Raw genomic sequence first — 23,909 nt, forward strand, 5'->3', positions numbered from 1 at the left:
AACCGGGGATTCTTGGCAGGCTGTACTTTGAAAACCGGACATTTCTATTTTGCAGAAAATAGGACATTTCTATTTTGCGTTGACAAACCAAAACTTTCGCCTTTTATTAACCCCCTAAAAGTGTTAAAATATTCAATGTTTTAATCAAAAAATCGGAGGATATTATAATGACAGAAGGCGAAATATTAAATACCCTGATAGACCTGCAGATGGCTGATAATGCCATTCTGGCAGTGGAAAAAGAGATAAGGCATATAGACGCCGAAATTGAAGCCAAGAAGCAAAGGATAGAAGAACATAAAGCTGTATACAATGAAAAAAAAGCCCGCCTTGATGACTGCAAAAAGAAGAAAGCCGTGTTTGACCTTGATATTAAAACAATAGAGGCGGATATTAAGAAAAAAGAAGGCCAGGGGGAGTCCATAAAAACCAATGCTTCTTTTAAAGCGCTTCAGGATGAAATAGCAAGGGGCAGGGATGAAATTAGAAAGATAGAAGACAGAATACTTGGAATTGACGAGGAAGAAGAAGAGGTAAAGGTATGGTTAAAAGAACAGGAAGCTTTGTTTAAAAAAGAGGAAGAAATAATAAACGCGGAGATAAAAGTAATACAGGCGGAAAAAGAGGCAAAAGAAGCGGGAATAGCGGGGCTTGCTGCCGCGCGTCAGGAAAAAGCCGCGTCTGTGGATAAAACATGGCTTGAAAAGTATGAAAAGATAAGAAAAGCAAAAGGCGGAGTTGCGGTAGCGTCGGTAACAAGGGACGCGCGCGGCGACGGAAGCTGTGACGGATGCAGGATGGCAATACGCGCCAATATGGTAAGCAAGCTTAAAAAGAAAGCTGCTATAGAGTATTGCAGTAACTGCGCCAGGATACTGTACGTTCCGGAATAATTAAAAATTATAACGACAAGGCGGGAAATTCCCATGAATATAATTAAAGAAGCGAACAAAGTGCTGGCAATGGAAGCCAAAGAGATACTGTCGGCCAAGAAAAGGCTTGGAAAAGATTTCATAAAAGCGGTTGAAGTATTAAGCGCGTGTAAAGGCAAGGTGGTGGTATCCGGAATAGGAAAGTCCGGCCTTGTGGGGCAGAAAATATCCGCGACAATGGCCTCTATGGGCACGCCCGCTGTTTTTCTTCATCCGGTGGAAGCCGCGCACGGGGATATGGGTATTTTTATGAAAGGCGATGTTGTCATAATGCTGTCGCAGAGCGGCGAAACAGAAGAGGTAATAAACATTCTTCCCGCTTTAGGCAGGCTTAATATTCCAATAATTGCGATTACCGGCAAGAAGAATTCTTCGCTTGCAAAATCAGCCGTATGCGTGCTTAGTTCCTTTGTTGAAGAAGAAGCATGCCCGCTTAACCTTGCGCCCACCTGTTCCACTACGGTGCAGCTTGCCCTTGGCGACGCGCTTGCGGTAGTGCTGTTAAATATGAAGAATTTTAAAAAAGAAGATTTTGCCATGCTTCATCCGGGCGGCTCGCTTGGAAAAAAACTTGTGCTTAAGGTAAAAGATATAATGCATTTCGGGGAAAGTATCCCGGCAATTGATGAAAAAGCCTTATTAAAAGACGGGCTGCTTGTAATGACAGCGGGAAGGTTTGGCTGTGTGGCTGTTACCGGCGTAAAAGGAAAACTTGCCGGCATATTTACAGACGGCGATTTAAGGCGCCTTCTGGAAAAACAGGCCAACCCGTTTATGATGAAAATGTCTGAAGTTATGGTTAGAAACCCAAAAATTATATCCGAAGAAGACCTTGTAATGAAAGCCCTTGCGGTGATGGAAGAAAAATCAATTACAGTCCTGCTTGCGGTGTCAAAGGACGGTAAACCGGCCGGTATTATTCACCTTCATGACATATTAAAGTCAGGGGTTGTTTAAGTGGCATCTGTAAATAAAAAACTGTCAAACATAAAGCTTGTCTGCCTTGATGTGGACGGCGTGCTGACAAACGGCGGTATAATAATCGGGAGTGATGGAACAGAATTTAAGCAGTATAACGTAAAGGACGGCACGGGGATTTCACTTGGCCGCCACGCGGGGCTGCAGTTTGCCATAATCAGCGGCAGGCATTCAGAGGCCATAGAAATAAGGGCGAAAGAATTAAAAATACAGCATGTATATCAGGGAGCGCTGAACAAGCTTGCCCCGTATCAGGATATTATGAAAAGACTTAAACTGGACGATGCGCAAGTGTGTTTCATCGGCGATGAAATAATTGATATACCTGTAATGCGCCGCTGCGGCTTTGCCGCGGCGCCCGCGGATTCGGCGGACGAGGCAAAAAAAGAAGCGGATTATGTCTGCAAAAAAAACGGCGGGCGCGGCTGCGTAAGGGAAGTAATTGATATGGTTCTTAAAGCGCGCGGCCTTTGGGACGCGGCGGTAAAAGGGTATCTTAACGATGAAGATGAAGCTAAAGGCATTTAGAAATTTTCTGCTTTATCTTTTTATACAGACCGCAAGGTTTGTTGTGTTTTTTATCCCCTGGAGGATTGGCACTAAAGCCTGCGAGTATTTTGCGTTTTTTGTTTTTTTATTTCTTGTTAAAGACAGGCGCACGCTTAAACGCAACCTTGATATAGTCTATGGGGACAGGATGCCGCAGAAAGAAAAGAGAGCGCTGGAAAACCGAAACATCCGTAATTACGGAAGGGGCTTTTTTGAGTTTTTAAAGTTTACCGTGTGGCCCGCGTATAAAATAAAAGATATGGTAAAAGAGACGCACGGGCTGGAATATTTTAACGAAGCCAAAGATACAAAAAAAGGCGTAATTGTTGTGACGCTTCACCTGTCCAATTGGGAATTGCTGGCGCATTTTGCCGCTTTAAACGGCAACATAGCGGGGGCCGCGGCAAAGCGGATGTTTGACCCCCTGATTGAATCTGCCGTGAATTCGGCAAGGACAAAAACAGGGGTAAAGATATTTTTAAAAGATGACGACATACGCTCCATGATAAAATATTTAAGGCAGGGAATGATATTCGGGATACTGTCAGACCAGGATACAAGCGTAGAAAGCGTATATGTCCCGTTTTTGGGTGTAATGGCAAAGACTCCGGCAGGGCCCGCGGTGCTTGCTAAAAAGCTTGGGCTGAAACTGATGACGGTTTGTATCTTCAGAAGGCGCGATAATTACTATGGAATACAGATTAATAAGCCGATAGAAACTGAAGGTAAAACAACAGAGCAGCTGGCTGAAGAATATAACAGGGAACTTTCGGAATTTATTTTTAAGTACCCGGAACAGTGGGTCTGGGTGCACAGAAGATTCAGAATGACCGCGGAAAAATCCATGGAAGAAAAAGGTATAAAACTATGAAAAAGATAACGGCGGCGCTGGCGCTGGCTTTGATGCTGGTTTTGTTACCGGGCTGCGGAAGGGAAAAAAAGATAAAACCCAATCTGCCCCTGGGCGACAAAGCCGATTCTGTTCCGAATTTTGTAATGGAAAATTTCACGTTAAAGTCGGCAAGCAAGGGAGAAGTGAAATGGGAAGTAAACGCGAAAGGCGCGCAGATATTTGAACTTAAAAAGAAAGCTTACGCGCAGGGTTTTGTGATGAATTATCTGGATGAAGCAAACAGTAAAACGGTATTATACGGCGACCGCGCCATTATTAACACGGATACCAATTTTATGGAAATAACAGGAAATGTTAAAGCCGTATCCGGAGACGGAGCTGTTATTGAAACGCAGAAATTATTCTGGGATGACAGCCTTAAAAAAATGTATACGGAAGAAGCCGTTAAGGTTACAAGGGACGGCACGGTCTTAAGGGGAATAGGGCTTGAAAGCGACGCGGGTTTTAAGAATCTGGAGATAAAGAAACAGGTCAGGTTAAAAGCAGTGGATGTGGGAGAGTAATGAAAAAGGCCGCGGCAATAATTATTCTTTTTATTTTTGCGGGATGTTTTAAGATAGACGACGCGAAATATGAAAATGAATATTTTAAAAATGTATCGGAAAGAATACAGGAAGCAAAAAAGACAGGGGAAGATGCAGGCCCGGTAATGGCCGCGTCACCGGTGCCGGAAAAAACTCCTTCTGCGCTTTTTGTGAAAGCGGCTGCGCCGGCTAAAGTTCAGCCGGCAAAGGCGGCGGTACCGGCGGTAAAGAAGAAACCGCGCGTTAAAGAACTTAACATAAGCGCGGACAATATGAAGTTTTCCATGGAAGATAAAATGGCTGTTTTTACGGGCGATGTAATAATAAACGCGGCTGGCGCTCGGGTTTTTGCGGACAGGCTAAAAAGCAGGGATTACAAAAAAAGCGCGGAAGCTGACGGAAACGTGAAGGTTTTTTACAAGGAATACGGCCTTAACCTGACGTCAAAAAGGCTTTTTTATACCGACGGTTTAAATATTATAACGGTTGCCGACAAAGTCAAAGCCGTAAAAAACACGGCAGACGGAAATACCATCACTATTTATTGTGATGAAGCGGATTTTAATACGGTGATAAATGAGATAAAAGCGAAAAAAGTCAGTAACCGCGTAAGGATGGAATTTCGGGATATTGTGGCTTTTGCGGATTCTGTGGTATACAATGACGACAAAAAAGAACTTGAACTTAAGGGAAAGCCGATTTTTAAAAGGAAAAAAAGCCTGTTTTTTTCTGACAGGGCGGTAATAGACACGGATACAAAAAAGATAAAGCTTCAGGATAATATCTGGTCTAAGATATATTATTCTGACGCGGAAAAAGCCCGCAGGGAGGTACAAAGTGAAACACCTTAAAACAGAACACCTTGTAAAAACATACAATAAAAAACGCGTGGTAAGCGATGTATGCGTTGACGTAAAGCAGGGCGAAATAGTGGGGCTTTTAGGGCCTAACGGCGCCGGCAAAACCACAACTTTTTATATGGTTTTAGGTGTAATTCAGCCGGATGCCGGAGGGATTTTTCTGGATGACAAAGACGGCGGCAGAATGAATTTAACCGGAATGCCCATGTACAAAAGGGCGTTAAACGGCATAAGCTATCTTTCTCAGGAACCGTCTATTTTCAGGCGGCTTACAGTGGAAGAAAATATAATGTCCGTGCTTGAATTCATGGATATTTCCAAAGCGGATAAAAAGCACAGACTGGAACAGCTGCTTGAAGAATTTAAGATTTCACACCTTGCAAAGCAGAAGGCATACACGTTGTCCGGCGGGGAAAGAAGAAGGACGGAAATAGCCAGGTCGCTTGTCCTTGCGCCAAGTTTTATTCTTCTGGATGAACCGTTTGTGGGAATTGACCCCATAGCCGTATTTGATATTCAGAATATAATAAGGGAATTGAAAAAGAAAAATATTGGTATTTTAATTACCGATCACAATGTAAGGGAGACGCTGTCAATTACCGACAGGGCGTACATACTTTATGAAGGTAAAATACTGCTTCATGGGCCGGCGGCCCAGCTTGCACACGACAAAAAAGCCCGTGAGATTTATCTGGGTGAAAAGTTCACGCTATGATAAGTGTTTTATTATCGCTGCTTATTTTATTATCCGCGTGCGTAAATTTAAACGCGGATAGCATGACGGATTTTTATTACGGGTCAAATCCGGAAAAGACAGCGGCGTATTACGTAATAAAATCGGCTGAGAACCCGTCTAACAGGTCAAATTATTATTCGCTTGCGTCTGTATATAAAGAATACGGCGAGAATCAGAAGGCGGTTGAAGCATATCTTGAAATTCTTAAATTAAATCCGGGTGAAGTCCGCGCGCACTTTGAACTTGCCAAAATGTATTACTTTATGGGCGACGCCGCAAAAGGCGAAGAAATGGTTAATGTCCTGGAACAAAAGCAGATGGCCAATTGGGAAGTGTTTTACTGGCACGGCTGCATGCTTTTAGAAACCGGAAGATACGAAGAGGCAAAAGCAAGGTTTCTGCAGGCGATAGAGTCAAATAAATACAGGAATATCACCTATGTCAAAATGGCTGAAACCTGCGAGAAAACGGGTGAAATTGACAAGGCGCTGGAGTATTACAAAGAAGCCATAAATAAAGATAAAATATATACAGAACTTAACCGGCGAATAGCGGTGCTGCATGAAAAAAAGGAAGAATTTATAAGCGCTTATAAATACTGGAACAAGGTTATTGATGTGGATACAAAAGATAAGGAAGCCCGGGAAAAAGCGCAGCAGTACGCGCAGCTGGTGCCTTCCATAAAACATATGATTGATGCTGATAAACAGAAAAAAAAGACGGGGCGGGACTCATATAACCCTCCGGAAAAGCGGGGGATTAAAGGTTCTGAAAGTTTTAAACAGGTGCGGGTGGGTATAATTAACGGGGCCGAAACTGTGAGTTTTAAACACGGTTCTGATTTTATAATAACGGGGGATGACAAAGAAGAACTTTTCAGGGGAAGCAGGCTTATTGAATACGAGTTATCCGTTGAGAAAAAAGGCATATTCATATCTGATTCGGACGGAAATTCAAGAACATTTATAGGCAAGCACGCCGATATAAACGCGAACAGCGTGAATGCCACCGCGTCTTTTTATAATATCGCTTACGGGCAGGGATTCTATTGGGCGGAAAAATCCGATACCACTTACAGGGGCGGCTTTGGGCTGGTGCTAAGGTCTGATAAAATTAATGTAATAAATAATATAAATATGGAAGAGTATCTGTACGGCGTGATAGCGGCGGAAATACCTTCAGACTGGCCGGAAGAAGCGCTTAAAGCGCAGGCGGTATCCGCCAGAACGTATACTTTAAAACATTTAAACAGCCATAAAAAAGACGGTTATGATGTGTGCGCCACCCAGCATTGCGCGGTTTATAAAGGCGTTAACGGTGAAAGAGAAAGGACTATTGCCGCCGTTGATGCGACGCGCGGCGAGGCGCTGTACGACCCTGATGATAAACTGATAAGCACTTTTTTTTCAAACTGCTGCGGCGGGCACACCGAAGATGTCTATGAAGTGTGGGGGTATAAAGTGTCAAAAAGTTTAAAAGGCGTTTATGACGGGGATTTTAACTGGAAATGGAAATTTCCGCTTTCTCCTTTTGACCTTGAAGAATATGTAAGAAGCATGCCTGATGTTTACTGTAAGGCTGAAGGCGCGAATGAAACAAGTTTCAGATGGATAAGGTACTTAAACGCGGAAGATTTTCAGCGATACGTTGCCAAAAGAAAAGACATAGGCAGGATAAAAAAAGTGGAGCCGTTAAAAAGGGCGCGCGGCGGCGCGTTGACCCGCCTTAGAATTACCGGGGATAAAGGCAGTATGGAAGTGAAGTTTGACCCAATACGCACCGTTATGGGCAAAATAAGGTCAAATGTGATAAAATGGGAATATGCGCTGGATGAAGAAGGCTATATAAGGTATATATATATTTACGGCGCGGGCTGGGGCCATTCGGTCGGGATGTGCCAGCGCGGTTTAAGAGGCATGTCATTGAAAGGCAAAAAGTATAAGGAAATTTTAAGGCATTATTACAGGGGTTCGGTAATTAAAAAACTGTATGGAGAGTAACATGTACCCTATAAAAGTTAAGCCGATTTATAAGGATATGATTTGGGGCGGGAAAACACTTAAGGATTTTATGAAGGCGCCTGACGCAAGGATAGGCGAAGCCTGGTTTTTTGCTTCAACCGATGATGTGTCATCCGTTATAACCAACGGAAAATATAAAGGCGAAAAACTGACTGACACCGTAAAAGAACACGGCAAAGAACTGCTTGGGCCGGCGATAAATAAAAAATACGGCGGCAGGTTTCCTCTTTTATTTAAATTTATAGATACCGCCCACAAACTTTCGGTGCAGATACATCCTGATGATAATATGGCGCGCAAAAAAGGCCTTAGCTGCGGTAAGACAGAGATGTGGCTAATAATAGGGGGGCGTAAGGGCGGGGTTATTCAACTGGGATTTAAAAAGAATTACTCAAAAGAAAAAATAAAAAACGCGGCTTTAAACGGCGATATTCCGGAGATGCTGCGTGAATACACCGTAAAACCCGGAGATTGTTTTTTAATACCGGCAGGCACTGTGCACGCAATAGGCGCGGGGCTGTTAATTTTTGAAGTGCAGCAGAACTCTGATATAACATACAGGCTTTTTGACTGGGGCAGGCTGGAAAAAGGAAAGCCAAGGCAGCTTAATATTGAAGAGGCGCTGATGTCATTTAAATACGGCCTTGAAAAAGCGTTAAAAGGCAGTAAATTTAAGGCGCGCGGCGGAATGTACGTAAGAAAACTTCTTGGATGCTGTTATTTTCAGTCTTCAGAAGTGAAAACTTCGGCGAAATTGTCATACATGGAAAAAGGCGGAAAGCCGGTTGTGGCTGCCGTGATAGAAGGGGAAATGCGCGTTGAAGGCGGTTATGTTTTTAAAAGGGGGGAAGTTGTTTTTCTGCCGTATTCTTACCGTAATTATATTATTAAATTCAGCAAAGGGGCGCGGATAATATTTACGGAGGTGAAATAATGATTGATTTTGAAAAACTTACTGTAAAAGCGCAGGAAGCTTTAAGGCAGGCGCATTCAATTGCGTCAGAGTACGCCAACCAGCAGCTTATGCCGGAACATATTCTTAAAGCCATGCTTTCGGATGAAAGCGGCGCGGCATCACAGGTACTTAAAAAAACCGGTGCGGATTTCAACAAAGTACTTGCCGGTGTTGAAACGGCCATAAATAAACTTCCAAAAGTCAGCGGTATCTCGGAAGTTTATATGTCAAAAGAAACCGGCGCAATGGCGTCATCAGCCGTAAAAAAAGCAGCGGAATTCAAGGATGAATATGTCAATACGGAACATTTTCTTCTTGCAATGGCGGACGATAAAAAGTCGGCGGCAGGAAATGTGCTTGTAAATAACGGGGCGGCTTATGATGTGCTGCTAAAAGCCATGCGTGATGTGCGCGGCGGGCAAAGAGTGACAGACCGGAATCCCGAAGATAAATACAGGGCATTATCCAAATATGGCACAGACCTTGTGGCAGCTGCTGCCGCCGGAAAGATTGACCCGGTTATTGGCAGGGACGCGGAAATAAGAAGGGTTATGCAGGTGCTGTCAAGGCGCACGAAAAATAATCCGGTGCTTATAGGCGAAGCGGGAGTCGGCAAGACCGCGGTTGCCGAAGGCGTGGCGGTGCGCGTAATGAAAGGCGACTGTCCTGATAATTTAAAAGACAAGCGCGTTATAGCGCTTGATATAAGCGCAATGGTGGCAGGCGCGAAGTTCAGGGGCGAATTTGAAGAACGGTTAAAAGCCGTGTTAAAAGAGATTAAGGATGCGGGCGGAAATATTATACTTTTTATAGATGAAATTCACACGCTGGTAGGCGCGGGAAAAACCGAAGGCGCGATGGATGCCGCCAACATATTAAAACCTTCATTATCACGCGGGGAATTAAGGGCGATTGGGGCAACCACGCTTGACGAATACCGCAAGTATATAGAAAAAGACCCCGCGCTGGAGCGCAGGTTTCAGCCTGTAATGGTAAACGAACCATCGGTGGATGATACCATTTCTATTTTAAGGGGCTTAAAAGAAAAATATGAAGTGCATCACGGCGTAAGGATAAAGGACGCGGCTGTTGTTGCCGCGGCAAACCTTTCAAACAGGTATATTCAGGGAAGGTTTCTTCCGGATAAGGCCATAGATTTAATGGATGAAGCCGCGTCAAAAATAAAAATGGAAATTGACAGCATGCCGGCGGAAATGGATTCTATAGAACGCAGGTTAAGGCGGCTTGAAATTGAAAAAGAAGCGGTAAAAAAAGAATCAGGAGAAAAGGAAACAGCCGCAAAACTGAAAGAACTTACGGCTGATATAGAAGATTTGAAGGAGAAAAAGAACGCTTTTGGCGCGCGGTGGGGCAGGGAAAAAGAAGTGATAGAGAAAATGCGCGCCGCGAAGAAAAATATAGAAATAAAAAAACAGGAAGAGGAAAAGTTTGAACGCGAAGGAAACCTTGAAGCAGTGGCCAGGATAAGGTACGGTGAACTTGCGCAGCTGGATAAAGAAATAAAAGGCCTTGAAAATGAACTTGCAAAGTTAACCAAAGAAGGAACCCTGTTAAAGGAAGAAGTTGATGAAGAAGATGTGGCGGCAGTGGTTTCGCAGTGGACAGGAATCTCGGTATCTAAAATGCTTGAAGGCGAAGCCGGTAAGCTAATGAAGATGGAAGATAATATAAAACAGAGCCTTGTAGGGCAGGACGGCGCCGTGGAAGCCGTGGCTAATGCCATAAGGCGCGCGCGCGCGGGAATATCCGAAGAGGCGCGCCCTATGGGAACTTTTTTATTTCTTGGGCCAACCGGGGTGGGCAAGACAGAGCTTGCGCGCTCGCTGTCGCGCTTTCTGTTTGACGATGAAAAAGCGATGATAAGAATAGATATGTCAGAGTACATGGAGAAACACGAAGTGTCGCGCCTTATAGGCGCCCCGCCCGGGTATGTGGGATATGAAGAAGGCGGGCAGCTTACAGAAGCGGTAAGAAGAAAACCTTATTCGGTCATACTTTTTGATGAAGTGGAAAAAGCCCATTCGGACGTATTTGATATTCTGCTGCAGGTGCTGGATGACGGAAGGTTAACTGACGGGCAGGGAAGGGTGGTGGATTTTAAAAATTCGGTTATAATCATGACTTCCAATATAGGCAGCGAAAAAATATCATCATCCGGCGATAATGACAGTATTAAAAAAGAGGTGCTTGAAGAAGTCAGGCGCCGGTTTAAGCCTGAATTTATAAACAGGCTTGACGAAATAATTGTGTTTAACAGGTTATCAAAAGAAAACATTTATGGAATAGTGAGGATACAGGCAGATGAACTTAAGAAGAGGCTGAAAGATAAAGGAATAATGCTTGAAATTGATGAAAATGCGGTTAAACTGATAGCGGATGAAGGTTTTGACGAAGTTTACGGAGCAAGGCCGTTAAAGCGTATTATCAGGTCAAGGATAGAAAACGAACTGGCAAAACTGATAATTTCGGGAAGCCTTACAGAAGGAAAAACGATAGTTGTGGAAGTAAAAGACGGTTTTTTAGTTTCAAAGATTAAATAGGACGCCGAAAGGCGGAGGTATAAAAATGAACAGGGCGATTAAAACAGCATCCATAGCGGTGTTATCGATACTTATGATGAGAGGGGTAATAATGGCAAACGCGGATATCACAAAAAAAGTGCTTCAGAACGGGGTAACGATAATTATAAAAGAAAATCACGCGGCGCCGGTGGCGGCGTGTAATTTCTGGGTGAAAACGGGTTCTGCCTATGAAAGCGATTCGGAAAAAGGCATGACTCATTTTATAGAACACCTTCTTTTTAAAGGCACTGAAAAAAGAGGGTTGGGGCAGATAGATAAGGAAATAACCGAACTTGGCGGATACAATAATGCTTTTACCACGTATGATGCCACAAATTACGTTATTGTGCTTCCGGCAGAGCATGTGGAAAAAGCTATTGAAATAGAGTACGACGCGCTGACCGCTTCTGTTTTCGCGGAAGAAGAGATTAATAAGGAAAGGGAAGTGGTAATTACGGAGCTTAACAGGGGGCTTGATAATCCCCATGTTTTTACGTGGCAGAAACTTATGTACAATTCATTTGAAAAATACTACCGGGACCCTGTCATAGGATATGAAGACAGGCTGAAAAATTTTAACAGGGAAAAGGTGGTGGATTTTTATTCAAAGCATTATGTGCCTGAAAATATAATTGTCGTAATAGCAGGCGATGTGGATGCGGCAAAAACAATGATATACGCGGAAAATCTTTTTGGGGCTATTAAGCCGCGGGGTTCGGCAGGCGATAACCCGGTTGAAGAGATTAAAGACAAAGAAGGTTTTACCTATAATACTTTTTCGGGGCAGATTGAAAGCAGGTATCTGGCTGTCTCTTTCAGGATACCGGATGCGGTTTCTTCGGATATGCCGGCTATAGAGGTGCTGGCGCGAGTGCTTGCCGGTTCCGAAAGCACGGTGTTATACAGGACGCTTAAAGAGGAAAAACAGCTTGTGGATGAAATAGACGTGGATATTTTCGCGGGGAAGTCCGGCGGAATAATAGCGTTTTTCGCGACGGTAAGGGAAGGGAAATACGCTGAGACTTTAAAGGAACTGTTTACCCTTATTGAAAAGGCCAAATCTGAAGCCGTAAAGCCCGAAGTGCTTGCAAGGGTGAAAGCGGACATGATGAGGGAAGAATCCAAAGAAAATATGAAAGTGGAAAATATGGCTGTTAACCTTGGATATTATCAGATGCTTGGCAGCCACGAGATGTATTACAAATATTATGACGGGCTGCAGAGGGTTATAGAAAGCGATATTCCGAATATGGCGCGCCGGTATCTGAATCTTAATAATGCCAATTTAGTTCTTTATTATCCGGCAAAAGCGGAAAATGAATTAAAAGGAATGCTTGATGCTGAAGGGATAAGGGGTTTTGTAACTGTAACTCCGGAAGTAAAAGCCGAAGCAGCCGGCGAATTAAAGTCAGAAAAACTTAAGAACGGCATTCTGTTTATTCATAAGAAGCTGTCCAACACCGGCATTGTCTCGGCCAAGTTTATGTTTACGGGAGGGCAGCCGTATGAAAGCGCGCAGGAAGGGTATTACAGGGGTATTACGAACCTGATGATGGAAACCATGATGAAAGGCACCAAAACAAGAAATGCCGCGGCCATAGCGGAAGAAATTGACAGGTTGGGAGCGGTTATGGTCAAGGATATTTCAAGGGACAGTTTTGGATGGGGCCTTGAATCGTTAAACACAAATTTTGAAGGGCTTATGTCGCTTTTTGCGGATATCGTATTTAATCCGGTATTTTCGCTTTCGGAAATAAAGAAGGAAAAAGCGGATATTTTAAATATGATAAAGCGGAGAAAAGATAACCCTGCAGGTTACGCGATGAAGATTTTTAATGAAACGCTTTATGAATGGCATCCTTACGGATACCCTGTAGCAGGCGAGACAGAAACCGTGAACCGTATAAGTTCGTCGCTTATTAAAGAGTGGCATAAAAACAGGCTTATGCCCAATACCCTTGTGGTGTCTGTGGTGGGAAATATAGAGTACGATGACGCGAAAAATATGGTTCAGAAACATTTTGGCGCCTGGAAAAAAGGCAGGCAGCCAAACGCGAAGATACCGGTAAAAATCACAGAGCAGAAAAAAGAGAAACGCGAGACTTTTGAAAAAAACCAGACACATATGGTCCTTGGTTTTTTAGGGCCCAAAACAGGCTCCGATGATTATTACCCGTTTCGGGTGCTGGATTCAGTTTTAAGCGGGGGTATGAACAGCAGGTTATTTTCGGAAGTAAGGGATAAAAGAAACCTGTGTTATACAATATATTCCATGTTTGACCGTACGGTGGAGCGCGGCGCGTTTAAGATATATACCGCCACATCGCCGGAAAACGAGCAGGCTGCTTACGACGCCATTCTTGAAATATTAAATGATATTAAAAATAACGGTATTACTGACGGGGAATTAAAAACCGCCAAGGCATATATAAGCGGCATGTATAAGATTGGCATGCAGGACTATATGGGCAGGGCGGATTCTTACGCGGCTTATGAAATACTTGGGCTGGGCTATGAAAATGTGGATGTGTTTCCTGACAGAATTAACGCGGTCACAAAAGAAGAAGTAAACAGCGTGATACAAAAATATTTTAAATTGGACGGGATGACAAAAGCTGTTGTAGGGGCGGCTGTAAAGAAAAAACAGGAGGCAGGAAAGTGATACGGATAAAACCGCTTAATGCATCAAATTTCTCGAAATACGGAAAGATTATCTGCCAGGAAAAAGAAAATGAGATATTTCAGGTGGTGTTGTCAGAACCCGCGCAGACAGGGTGGAGGATAGGTTACCTTGTAATGGGGCCGGGCAGGACAGACAGCCTTGAAGCGCACCCGGAATCATATGAAACTTTTGAACCGGTTTCAGGAACGGCAATAATGCTGGTTGCCGAAGAAAAGACGCCGGATAAGATAGAGGCGTTTCTGCTGGATAAACCGATATGTATTAATAAAAAAATATGGCACGGGGTCAGTGTGCTGTCTGAAAAATGCGAGATTAAAATAATGGAAAATTTTGAAGTGGAATCCATATTTCATAAACTTGAAAAGAACCTTGAAGCGGGTTTTGTATAAAATAAAATTCGGGTTATAAAGTTTAAAGCGGAATTAACTTTTCTGTTTTTTAACTTGTTGCCTGTACACCGGGGTGGTGGCAATTGCCGGAAAATAAAATCAGAAGAAATATTCTTATGTTATTATCGCTGCTTGCCGTTACGGTGCCTTTTTGGGTGTCTGATATTGATTTGCGGGTGCAGTCGTTTCTGTATGATTCATCCGCGGGTACATGGAAATTCGGCGATAATTTTTTTGTTTTATTGCTTTATAGATACGGCACTTTAATTCCCCTTGCGCTTGGCGTAATAGCGGCCGGTGCTGTTGCTGCTTCGTTTTTTTCGGAACAATTCAGAAAAAACAGAAAACCCGCGCTTTTGTTTCTGTTTGTTTTTCTTGTGGGGCCGGGGCTTATTGTTAACGTTATTCTGAAAGGGTATATGGGCAATCCCAGGCCGCGTGAGGTTGTTGAATTTGGCGGTAAGTGGCAGTATTCAAAACCGCTTATGCCCGGAACTCCCGGAAAAGGGCATTCTTTTCCGTGCGGACACGCCTCTGCGGGATTTATGGCCGCGGTTATGTACTTTTATCTGAGGCACAGAAATAAAAGCGCGGCTAATACAATGCTTGTCACCGGCACGGCTTACGGAGCGCTTATGGGTTTTGGCAGAATGGCACAGGGGGCGCACTTTTTATCTGATGTAATCTGGGCGGGCGGAATTGTATTTTTAACGGCTTCGCTTGCGGATGACTTTCTTATAAAAACAGGAGATTTTGACTACAACCGTAAAAGAAGCGGAACCTTAAAACCGGTTGGTATAGCCGCGGCGGTTCTGGCAGCCGCTCTGGCAGGTTCGGCTTTTCTTTTTTCCACTCCTTTTTACAGGGAAAAAACATTCGATTCGGCGGTAGCGCCGGATAATACGGTAAATATATACACGCAGCAAAGTTCCGTACACATACTTGCCGGCGAAAAAAGGGCTTTTGTAAAATCGGCTTCAAACGGCTTTGGGCTAAAAGGCAATGATATTATTGATGATTATGACTATAAAGAAAAAGAAGGCAAAGGAATAATTAATTACAGGGCGGCTAAAAAAGGGCTGTTTACAGAGCTTGTTGCGGATACGGAAGTATCGCTTCCGGATTCGGCATACGTATTAAAAGTGGAGACCTTAAAAGGCGACATTAATTTTAACGCGAAAGGCAGATATTCCGGACTTATTCTTTATTCCGCCAAAGGTGATGTTAATTTTACGGCTGAACCCGGCGCGGTTTTTGATTCTGTGTTTTTAAAAGCCGCAGACGGGGATATAAAATTCAGAATTAAGCAGGGAGCTGTTTTCAATCCTGATTCCATGTTGGTAATAAACGCCGCGAAGGGTAAAGTGATAATGTCAAACACCGGGGGTTATTATGAAGGCATGTTTAAAGGGATTGATAAAAAGAACGGTTCTCTGGAGATGGAGCATTACGGCAAAGACGGCGCAAAAGCGTTTATAAACGCGGGTAAAAGAATCTATTATGACGGTGAAAAATGAGCCGCATACTTGCGAAATATTACATTGAAACTCCTGATGACGCGGAAAAAACAGCATCGTTAATGGCAAAAATGCAGTCCACGGGCACGTGGAAAGATTTAGAAGGGGAAGCGGCGCTGGCGGCCAGGTTTGGGGCAAAGGTGGAAAGTATTAATATCACCGGAAACAAGGACGTTTATTCGCTGCCGACAAGATATCCTGACGGCAGGAAAGTCACATCAGCGGAAGCGGTAATTTCTTATCCGTGGGAGAACTTTGGGCCAAAAATTTCCATGCTGCTGACCACAGTGGCGGGCGAGATATTTGACATGTATGAACTGACAGCCGTAAAACTTATAGATATTGAAATGCCGGACAATTTTGTAAAATTATTTCCGGGGCCGCGGTTTGGAATAGAAGGCTCGCGTAAAATATCCGGTGCTTTTGGCAGGCCTCTGTTTGGGGCAATCACAAAACCATGCGTGGGGCTTACTCCAAAGCAGCAGGCAGAACTGGCGTATCAGGCGGCAAGCGCCGGCGCGGATTTCATAAAGGATGATGAACTGCTGGCTGACGCCCCGTATAACAGGATTACGGACAGGGCTAAAGCAGTGGGGCAGGCAATGAAGAAATCTTTTGATAAAACCGGCAGGCGTACAATGTACGCGGTTAACATAACCGATGACCCTGATAATACAATGAAGTTTCATGATATAGTCAAAAAAAGCGGCGCAGGGGCGTTAATGTTTAATTCATTTACAGGCGGGCTTAATAATCTATGCGTTCTTGCAAGAAAGACAAAATTGCCCATACACCTGCACAGGGATTTTGCCGCGGCGTCAATGCGCGGTTCTTATATAGGAATCTCGCCGGTTGTTTATGTGAAGCTTGCCAGAATGTGCGGCGCAGACCAGATACAGTGCGGCGGCCTTGGCGGATATTTATATGAAAGCGACGATGAAATGCTGCAGTCTATGCGTGCGTGTACCGCGCCCATGGCAGGGTTAAAACCGGCGCTCCCGGTATCATCCGGCGGTATGTGGGCGGGCAAACTGGCGGATAATATAAAAAAAATAGGTAATAACGATTTTATGTTTTTGTGCGGCGGCGGCGTATTTGGACACCCGGACGGCGGTTACGCGGGAATGCGCTCGCTTTTTGAAGCGTGGGATGAATATAACGGCATGCCGGAAGGTAATCATCTGAAAGCGGCAAGGGCGGCGTTTGAACGGGTAAAATAAATATTGCCTATTAATTTATATGTTGTTATTATGAAAAAAATATCCGGGAGGCGGCGGTTTGTGCGAAAGTTATCAGCGGTATTGTTTTTTTGTCTGTTTTTTGTTGTACTGACGGCAGTAAACTACGCGGAAGATTCAGTTAAGATGAATGACGGGAAGAAGTATAAAGGCGTAATTCTGGATTATGAAAAAGGGATGTTTGTTATTAAAATTAACGGTAAGAAATATAATTTAAAAGAAAACAGCATATCGGGCATTTACTGGAATTCAAGTGATGCTGAATTAAGCAGTGCTTTACAAGGCGAAAAATTTAAGGGCCCGGTGAACAGGCTGGGCTTTATTAAGCTGACTGTGATGCCTTTTTCTGAAACAGTATCCGTTCTGAATGAAGAGTTTAAAAACACTTATAAGGGAAATATGAACTTGTTCGGTATTGATATTGGTTTTGTAAATACAAAATTTCATACAGATGGTTCTGTTTCTTTAATGACCACTTCTTCATCCGGGATTCTTGAGTATGGAGAGCCCGGTTCTGCGCTTTCGGGCGTTACTAACATAACCACGACCAAACATATGATGATTCTGAATGCCAGAGTAAAGATAATCTTATCTGAGAGTTTCCCGCTTGTTCCTTATTGCCTGGTAGGGTTTGGAGGAGCGCTGATAAACGATAAACTTGACAGTTATCCATCTTCTTCGTACACGCCTATGTGGTGGGAACCCGAAGTGGAAAAGTCTGCTGTTGATAAAACCTATATTGGTTTTACAGGCAGAATTTATGCGGGAGCGTATTACAACATAACAGATTTTTTAGGTGTTGATATTTCAGGAGGTTATTTTGCAATGACACCTGTTGAATATAGCGACCCAGGTAAAAGCTTGGAAGATTTTTCCGCATATGTTCTAAATAATGGGATTTCTTTTAAAGGCGGTGTAAGATGGATTTTTTAAAAAATAACTTTTTTATAATTATAAAAGATATGAAAAAAAATACTCGACTTACTCTCTTGCTCTTGTTAACGTTAATGTTTTTATCATCCTGCGGATTAAACAATGTTAAAAAGACAATTTACAGCGCGGCGGAATTACCGGCTGATAAGGTGCTTGTTGTAGGCAGGGTGCTGTTTGATCCGCCGATGACAGAGGAATCGCAGTCACTTGAAGGGCAGGAACTTTACAGATATCTTATGATGTTCATCTGTAACGAGAAATTATCGCCTCTTAAAGAAGAGAATGAATTGTTCAGCCGTTTGGCAAAAAGATACAGGATAGAATCATACCTTGATGATACATTCTATGCGGTAAGTGAAACCGAACCGTTCTACATTGAAGCCGGCGTTATGTATAAGAATATATATACGTCTTCCTGTGGATACAAATGCACGCAGATTAACTATGAATATCTGTCATTCCCGGCCAGTTTTCATGTTAATATCAAACCCGGAGACCGTGCCGTATACATTGGAACCGTAATATACCAAAGGGATAATTTCTATAATGTAAAAAAGATTATTATAAGGGATGATTATGATAAAGAAATGCCGAAATTCAGAAGGTATTTTGGAAATATGAAACTGAGAAAAGAGCTTATAAGAGAGCCTGCGGAAGACGCTATACTTAAAATAGGAGCCCCTTACTGATGATTAAAAAAATCTGTATTTTGTTTCTGGTTCTGGCATTGCCGGTAATATGTTTTGGTTCAATAAAACAGCAGATATTGTTGGGGCAGGCAAGCGTGGTTACGGTTATTAATTATGATAAAAACGGAAGGGAAGCCGCGAAAGGCACCGGTTTTTATATAAACGGCAAAGCGCATATTGTAACAAATCTTCATGTTGTTAAAGACGCGGAATCCGTGGGTATTAAGACCAAAGACGGCAAGACTTTCAAACTGTCTAAAGTGGTTAATTCAGATGAAGATTATGATTTATTTATTTTTACTGTTGCCGGTATAAATTCAACCGGAAAATATCTTTCCCTGCAGCCGGCTAAGCATGATGTAGGCGATTCGGTAATGGTTATAGGTAATCCGATGGGGCTGGAACAGACGGTGTCTACAGGGATAATATCCGGCATAAGGGAAGATGATAAAGAGTATAAAGAGGATTTTGTATATCAGATTACCGCTCCTATTTCCCCCGGTTCTTCCGGAAGCCCGGTTATGAATGAAAAAGGCGGTGTTATCGGCGTGGCAACAATGCAGTATAAAAAAGGGCAGAATCTGAATTTTGTGATGCCTTCGGATAAGCTTATGCCGATGATAAAGAAGAACGCGGGAATGGATTTTAAAGCATGGAAAGAAAAGGGATATTGTTTTGAACCTGTGACATACAGGGCGGCTATAAATTTTGCATACAGGCTGATAGATAAAGATGAATATCAAAATGCCCTGAAAAAAGCACTTTCGTTAATTAAAAAATATCCAAAGAAAAGCGAAGCTTACAGGCTTGCCGCAAACGCGCTTTATGAGCTTGAAAAAGAGACAGATGCCGAAAAATACATGAAGGCCGCGGTAAAACTTAACCCCAAAAAAGAATATATGCATAACGCGCTTGGCGTTCTGTACAAAAAAATGGAGTATTATGACCTTGCGGCAAAAGAGTTTTATGAGGAAATAAAAGTGGCTCCGCAGAATGATGCCGCCTATTATAATCTTGCTTCCGTATATCTTATAAATAATATGCAGGAAGACGCGCTGAAGATACTGGATAAAGGGATTAAAATAGCTAAAAATCCATCGGATCTTTACCTGAAAAACGCTTCAATTTTATCAGACGGCGGGAACAGGGATTTGGCTATTGAAAAAATAAAAAAAGCTGTTGAATTTGACCCTTACAACGCGGACGCTCAGTATATTCTTGGCGTTTTAGCCCTTGAAAACGGAGATAAAGCGGGAGCTTATGAAATAAAGCGCATTCTGGAAGAAATGGAATCGCCGCTTGCAAAAAAACTTGGAGAAAAAATAAACCAATGAAAAAAAACATATTAATCATTTCAGGCGTTTTTATGCTTTTTGTATTCTGCAGCTGTGCTACAGCCCCAAAGGTGAAAGAGAGAACTGATCCTGAAACCGCTTTTGTTTATGGCAGCCTGGATCTTAGCGGCCTTTATACCAGGCTTATGTGGGTGACGGTGGAGCAGTACGAACCGCCTACGGAGAAGCCTTATATTAAGACATTTACCAAAGAAAAGGTTTTTTATATTCAGAATCTGAAAAAAGGCAGTTATTCTATAAGCAAAGTAGGGGACACAGAAAGCGATGTGCATAATATAGCCAGCGATTTTGGTTCTTTTGAAGTTGTTAAACCCAAATTGCTGTATTTTGGTTCGTATAAGATTATACGTTACACAAGCGGCAGAAAAGAGGTGGTGAATGATTATTCCACCACTGAAGCTGACGTGATAAAGGATATTCTTGCAAATACGGATAAGGGCACTTATTGGTATGGGGAACTTATTAAGAGGCTTGAAAAATTGAAAGATATAGAGAGCAGAAAAGCGAAGATACCAAGGGTTGAATAAGCGGCCGGCGCACTTTTAGACGCGGTGATGTGTCATGAATATTGCTAAATGGAGGAAATGAATGTACTGCAGGCATTGCGGGAAACAGGTGGAAGAGGATTCAAAGTTCTGCAGATTATGCGGGGGTTCGCTTGCCGCGTTACCGGAAGCGGTTAAACCGGAACGGAATATTACTGCGAGAAAACAGGATGATGAAAACCCTATAGGAGAAGAGCCGTTTATTGAAATAACTCCGGAAGAATACAGGCATATAACATTATCGCCCGAGGCGCGTAAAAGGGAAGAAAAATTAAAGCGCGAAAGGGAAGAAAAAGACAAACTTAACAGGATGCTGCGTTCCGCTGTTATAAGGGAGCTTCTTAAAGAAGGACCGGGGGATAAATGGGAAAAAACGGAAAAAAAACAAAAGGTAAAAAAGCAGGACTCCGCTCCTGTTGACCCAAGGATAAATGTCTATAAACAGGCCATGGACCTTAAAAAGGACGGGCCGAAAAAACCTAAATATTAACTTCCGGAGGGAATAATGCCGTCAATTTTAAATAAATCCCTGATTAATATGTTTATCTTATTGTTTTCTGTTTTAATCCTTGTTTCCTGCGCGGGTGTTGCGCCTGTCGCGGAGCCGTTAAAACCGATTCATCAGAGGCTTTATTCCTATGACGCTGATGTAAAACTTATGGCTGAAAAGCAGTTTGAAACTTTAAGCTCCGATGAAAAAAAAGAAGTGCTTTTAATGACTGCCGCGCAGCTTGAAAAAGAAGGTGATGCTGATACCCAGATGCGGATTATCAAGTCGCTTGCGGATAACGGGGCAGGTTCTTATGTGATACCATCGCTTATAAAAGCGCTTGCGGTAAATACAAAACTGACAATTACAGCCACGATAAATGACTTTATAAATAACGCGCAGCCGGCAGAAGAAGAGATGGCGGAAAAAATAGCATCATATCTTAATGAAGGTTCGTCAAAAGCCAGGCAGGCGGCTTATCTGGCGCTTGGTAAAATGTCTATAAAGGCAAAAAAAGCGGTACCGCAGATAATTGACGCGATGCATAAGTTTGGGGCTGACGCGGCTGAATACGCAAGCGGTTTTGAAGCGCTTGCCAAGATTGACCCGGAAATAGCGGTTGCGTCAGCGATTAAAGATCTTGAAAATGCGGCTGTGGATATACGCAAGAATTCGCTGGAAAAGCTTATAGAGATTCAGGCTTATATGAACAACAAATTACCCGCAATTAAAGAAGTGGCGACCGCGCTTTTAAGGATACTTTACAGTGATGACAGCGGGCTGAAGAAACTGGTGGAAGAAAACATAAATACCGAAGACGCCGCCGCTATTAAGGCGGAAATGGATAAGTACATGAAGACGGGCGCCAGAATAATGGGCGCGATAAGCAGGACTCTTGGCGTGAGTATGGATGATATATTCAAAGCGCAGGACGAACGCCTTGACGGTAAATTAAAGAAGTTTTATGAAGAGATTGGGAAAGAATACAAGGAGTAATTATGCAGGAGGATAATATGAACGCGCAGGAACTTAAGGAAACAACGGCTGTATGCGGAATAGACTGTTTTAATTGCGAGTTTTTTCATACGAATATACATGAATTTTTCCGGACAATGCCGGAAGACAGAAAAGCGTCGTTTGCGGCGCGCGGCGCCGATGCCGATAAGTTAAGCTGTAAGGGCTGCAGAAAAGACGGATGCAAAATGTTAATGGGCAGTTGTGCGACTTTAAAATGCGCGAAAGAAAAGGGCGTTGATTTTTGCTATGAATGCGCGGAGTTTCCCTGTGTAAAGCTTCAGCCGCTTGCTGAAGGCGCTGAAAAATTTCCGCATAATCTGAAAGTGTATAACCTTATAATGATAAAGAACAGGGGAATAGAGGCGTGGGCAGCGGAAGTAAAAAAAATCAGAAATAAATATTTTACGGGAAAATTTAAGATAGGCGCGGGTCCGCAGTAAAAAACCTATAAAAACGGGGTAATTAAGTGAAAAAAGTATTTATGTTAATGTTGATTGTTATGCATGCGGTTGGTTCATTGTATGCTGCTGGCGCTCCTTTTGAAGAAATAACCAAAGCAAAGGCGTTCATACAACAAAAAGAGTACAGGGCGGCGGAAACAATGTTAGCGGCAATGTGGGCGGAATTTCCAAATGACCCGCAGCTGCCATTGCTTCTGGGGCAGGTAAGCGAAAAAAGGGGGCTTCTGGACGCTGCAGAGGACTATTATCTGCAGTCTATAAATATGGATGTCAATTCTTTTGACGCGCATTACGGGCTTGGCGTGGTATTGTTTAAAGCCGGGGAAAAGCAGATGGCGGCAAAGGAATTTGAAAGCGCGGTCCTTATAAATCCGGAAAGTTACGACGCCTATATTAAACTTAATCATGTATACTCCGCCCTTAAAGACAGGGAAAGGGCGCAATACTACCTTGAGAAAGCAAAGGAAATTAATCCTGCTTATGAAAAAAACTTAAAATTAAGCGCTGTCCTTATGTGGGCGACGACAATATTGCTTTACGGCTTTTTCTTACTGCGAAAAAACTATATTGTGGCGGCGGTATTTGCCCTTGTGACATCAATTATATTTCTGATTACCGGCCGCCATACAAATTCTGTTATTTATCTGGGAATGGCTTTTGTTTCAGGATTCTTTATTTATAAGGAACAGCTGGGAATTAAGAGTGAATATGAAAAACGAAAGCAGTCCGGGCAGATAATACAAAAAGACCTTGATGAGGCTGTTAAAAAGGCGTACTTAATATTGGGGCTTAAACAGGGCGCCACGAAGCACGAGATTAAAAGCGCCTACAGAAAACTTGCAAAAAAGCACCACCCTGATTCTGCGGGCCCCAAGAAAAATGATGAGATGATAAAAGCGGTTAATGCCGCGTATTCGCTTTTAATAAAAAGGCCTTAATAAATTGATAATAAAGTATTTGGCTGATATAATAAGTAAAATCAGTTAATTTTAACCGGAGGATTAGATGAAAAAAGTACTGGTATTGGTGATTGCGTCATTTTTTCTTACATCCTGTGCTTCAATGTACATAAAACCGCAGATACAGCCCACGCTGTTTGAACAGCAGATTCCCGGCGGTTCGGATTATATTTTTAAAGCCGCGCTTAAAATAATGCCCATGCTTGGTTATAATATTCAGGGGTCTGATGCCGCAGCCGGGACTATTACCACCGCTCCTGTGAAGATGTCCATTAATCCGGAACAGTGCGACTGCGGATCCGCGTTTGGAGTTCCTTTAATAAAAAGTAAAGGGGTTAAAGCGGATGTTTCCTTTATACTCGCGGTTTCAAATAATAAACTGGCTTTAAAAGCGGATGTGGTACCGGAATTAAGCGATGTTATGTCAACGTTATCCGCCGCCGGAATAACTTTCATGTGCGTCTCCAAGGGAGGCCTTGAAAAAACGCTGGCCAATCAGTTTGTTGAAAAAACCAAGACCAAAGCTTTGCAGCTGCTTTTTGATAATATTAAGTTTTGAATAAAACGTTTTATCGGGGGAAAA

The 23,909-nt window shown here is 42.9% G+C and carries 23 protein-coding genes; all 23 read left to right on the forward strand.

Annotated elements, in window-relative coordinates; genetic code table 11:
- The first annotated feature begins 167 nt into the window (after window positions 1–167).
- The 23 genes from JXR81_08665 to JXR81_08775 all read left to right on the forward strand — a co-directional run bounded on the left by JXR81_08665 (window position 168) and on the right by JXR81_08775 (window position 23,885).
- Window positions 168–893, forward strand: coding sequence for a hypothetical protein (locus JXR81_08665; protein MBN2754914.1), 726 nt, complete (start codon window positions 168–170; stop codon window positions 891–893).
- 33 nt (window positions 894–926) lie between these two features.
- On the forward strand, window positions 927–1,889 hold the full coding sequence (locus JXR81_08670) for a KpsF/GutQ family sugar-phosphate isomerase (protein MBN2754915.1): 963 nt from the start codon (window positions 927–929) through the stop codon (window positions 1,887–1,889).
- The gene (locus JXR81_08675) at window positions 1,890–2,438 is read left to right on the forward strand and encodes an HAD hydrolase family protein (GenBank protein ID MBN2754916.1); all 549 of its coding nucleotides are present in this window, start codon (window positions 1,890–1,892) and stop codon (window positions 2,436–2,438) included.
- Window positions 2,413–3,330 carry a lysophospholipid acyltransferase family protein gene (locus tag JXR81_08680; GenBank protein MBN2754917.1) on the forward strand — a complete coding sequence of 306 codons (918 nt, stop codon included), beginning with the start codon at window positions 2,413–2,415 and terminating at the stop codon, window positions 3,328–3,330. Before JXR81_08675 ends, JXR81_08680 begins: the two co-directional genes overlap by 26 nt.
- Window positions 3,327–3,875 (forward strand): LPS export ABC transporter periplasmic protein LptC, encoded by a 549-nt coding sequence (lptC, locus tag JXR81_08685; protein MBN2754918.1) that lies wholly within the window; start codon window positions 3,327–3,329, stop codon window positions 3,873–3,875. Before JXR81_08680 ends, lptC begins: the two co-directional genes overlap by 4 nt.
- Window positions 3,875–4,747 (forward strand): hypothetical protein, encoded by an 873-nt coding sequence (locus tag JXR81_08690; protein ID MBN2754919.1) that lies wholly within the window; start codon window positions 3,875–3,877, stop codon window positions 4,745–4,747. The genes lptC and JXR81_08690 overlap by 1 nt, the downstream gene beginning before the upstream one ends.
- Window positions 4,734–5,471 (forward strand): LPS export ABC transporter ATP-binding protein, encoded by a 738-nt coding sequence (gene lptB / locus JXR81_08695; GenBank protein MBN2754920.1) that lies wholly within the window; start codon window positions 4,734–4,736, stop codon window positions 5,469–5,471. Before JXR81_08690 ends, lptB begins: the two co-directional genes overlap by 14 nt.
- Complete coding sequence (locus JXR81_08700; GenBank protein MBN2754921.1) at window positions 5,468–7,492, forward strand: SpoIID/LytB domain-containing protein; 2,025 nt, start codon at window positions 5,468–5,470, stop codon at window positions 7,490–7,492. Before lptB ends, JXR81_08700 begins: the two co-directional genes overlap by 4 nt.
- A gap of 1 nt (window position 7,493) precedes the next feature.
- Window positions 7,494–8,447, forward strand: a complete 954-nt coding sequence (locus JXR81_08705) for a class I mannose-6-phosphate isomerase (GenBank protein ID MBN2754922.1) — start codon at window positions 7,494–7,496, stop codon at window positions 8,445–8,447.
- Window positions 8,448–8,449: 2 nt separating this feature from the next.
- Window positions 8,450–11,029 carry an ATP-dependent chaperone ClpB gene (gene clpB / locus JXR81_08710; GenBank protein MBN2754923.1) on the forward strand — a complete coding sequence of 860 codons (2,580 nt, stop codon included), beginning with the start codon at window positions 8,450–8,452 and terminating at the stop codon, window positions 11,027–11,029.
- A 25-nt stretch (window positions 11,030–11,054) separates the two neighbouring features.
- Complete coding sequence (locus tag JXR81_08715) at window positions 11,055–13,712, forward strand: insulinase family protein (GenBank protein ID MBN2754924.1); 2,658 nt, start codon at window positions 11,055–11,057, stop codon at window positions 13,710–13,712.
- Entirely contained in the window at window positions 13,709–14,122 is a 414-nt protein-coding gene (locus JXR81_08720) for a hypothetical protein (GenBank protein ID MBN2754925.1), read from the forward strand. The genes JXR81_08715 and JXR81_08720 overlap by 4 nt, the downstream gene beginning before the upstream one ends.
- An 83-nt stretch (window positions 14,123–14,205) precedes the next feature.
- Window positions 14,206–15,639 (forward strand): phosphatase PAP2 family protein, encoded by a 1,434-nt coding sequence (locus tag JXR81_08725; GenBank protein ID MBN2754926.1) that lies wholly within the window; start codon window positions 14,206–14,208, stop codon window positions 15,637–15,639.
- Window positions 15,636–16,859, forward strand: coding sequence for a ribulose 1,5-bisphosphate carboxylase (locus tag JXR81_08730; protein MBN2754927.1), 1,224 nt, complete (start codon window positions 15,636–15,638; stop codon window positions 16,857–16,859). The genes JXR81_08725 and JXR81_08730 overlap by 4 nt, the downstream gene beginning before the upstream one ends.
- Window positions 16,860–16,919: 60 nt before the next feature.
- Window positions 16,920–17,810: a hypothetical protein gene (locus JXR81_08735; GenBank protein MBN2754928.1), complete on the forward strand. Its 891-nt coding sequence runs from the start codon at window positions 16,920–16,922 to the stop codon at window positions 17,808–17,810.
- Window positions 17,798–18,499, forward strand: coding sequence for a hypothetical protein (locus JXR81_08740; GenBank protein MBN2754929.1), 702 nt, complete (start codon window positions 17,798–17,800; stop codon window positions 18,497–18,499). Before JXR81_08735 ends, JXR81_08740 begins: the two co-directional genes overlap by 13 nt.
- Window positions 18,499–19,833 carry a trypsin-like peptidase domain-containing protein gene (locus JXR81_08745; protein ID MBN2754930.1) on the forward strand — a complete coding sequence of 445 codons (1,335 nt, stop codon included), beginning with the start codon at window positions 18,499–18,501 and terminating at the stop codon, window positions 19,831–19,833. The genes JXR81_08740 and JXR81_08745 overlap by 1 nt, the downstream gene beginning before the upstream one ends.
- The gene (locus tag JXR81_08750; protein ID MBN2754931.1) at window positions 19,830–20,381 is read left to right on the forward strand and encodes a hypothetical protein; all 552 of its coding nucleotides are present in this window, start codon (window positions 19,830–19,832) and stop codon (window positions 20,379–20,381) included. The genes JXR81_08745 and JXR81_08750 overlap by 4 nt, the downstream gene beginning before the upstream one ends.
- 61 nt (window positions 20,382–20,442) lie before the next feature.
- On the forward strand, window positions 20,443–20,889 hold the full coding sequence (locus tag JXR81_08755) for a zinc ribbon domain-containing protein (protein MBN2754932.1): 447 nt from the start codon (window positions 20,443–20,445) through the stop codon (window positions 20,887–20,889).
- 15 nt (window positions 20,890–20,904) lie between these two features.
- Window positions 20,905–21,885: a hypothetical protein gene (locus JXR81_08760; protein ID MBN2754933.1), complete on the forward strand. Its 981-nt coding sequence runs from the start codon at window positions 20,905–20,907 to the stop codon at window positions 21,883–21,885.
- A gap of 17 nt (window positions 21,886–21,902) precedes the next feature.
- Window positions 21,903–22,346 (forward strand): DUF3795 domain-containing protein, encoded by a 444-nt coding sequence (locus JXR81_08765; GenBank protein MBN2754934.1) that lies wholly within the window; start codon window positions 21,903–21,905, stop codon window positions 22,344–22,346.
- Between the two features lie 26 nt (window positions 22,347–22,372).
- Window positions 22,373–23,305, forward strand: coding sequence for a DnaJ domain-containing protein (locus JXR81_08770; GenBank protein MBN2754935.1), 933 nt, complete (start codon window positions 22,373–22,375; stop codon window positions 23,303–23,305).
- A gap of 67 nt (window positions 23,306–23,372) precedes the next feature.
- Window positions 23,373–23,885 carry a hypothetical protein gene (locus tag JXR81_08775; protein MBN2754936.1) on the forward strand — a complete coding sequence of 171 codons (513 nt, stop codon included), beginning with the start codon at window positions 23,373–23,375 and terminating at the stop codon, window positions 23,883–23,885.
- Window positions 23,886–23,909: the final 24 nt, after the last annotated feature.

This window comes from Candidatus Goldiibacteriota bacterium, assembly GCA_016937715.1.
In the GTDB taxonomy this organism is placed as follows: domain Bacteria; phylum Oederibacteriota; class PGYV01; order PGYV01; family PGYV01; genus PGYV01.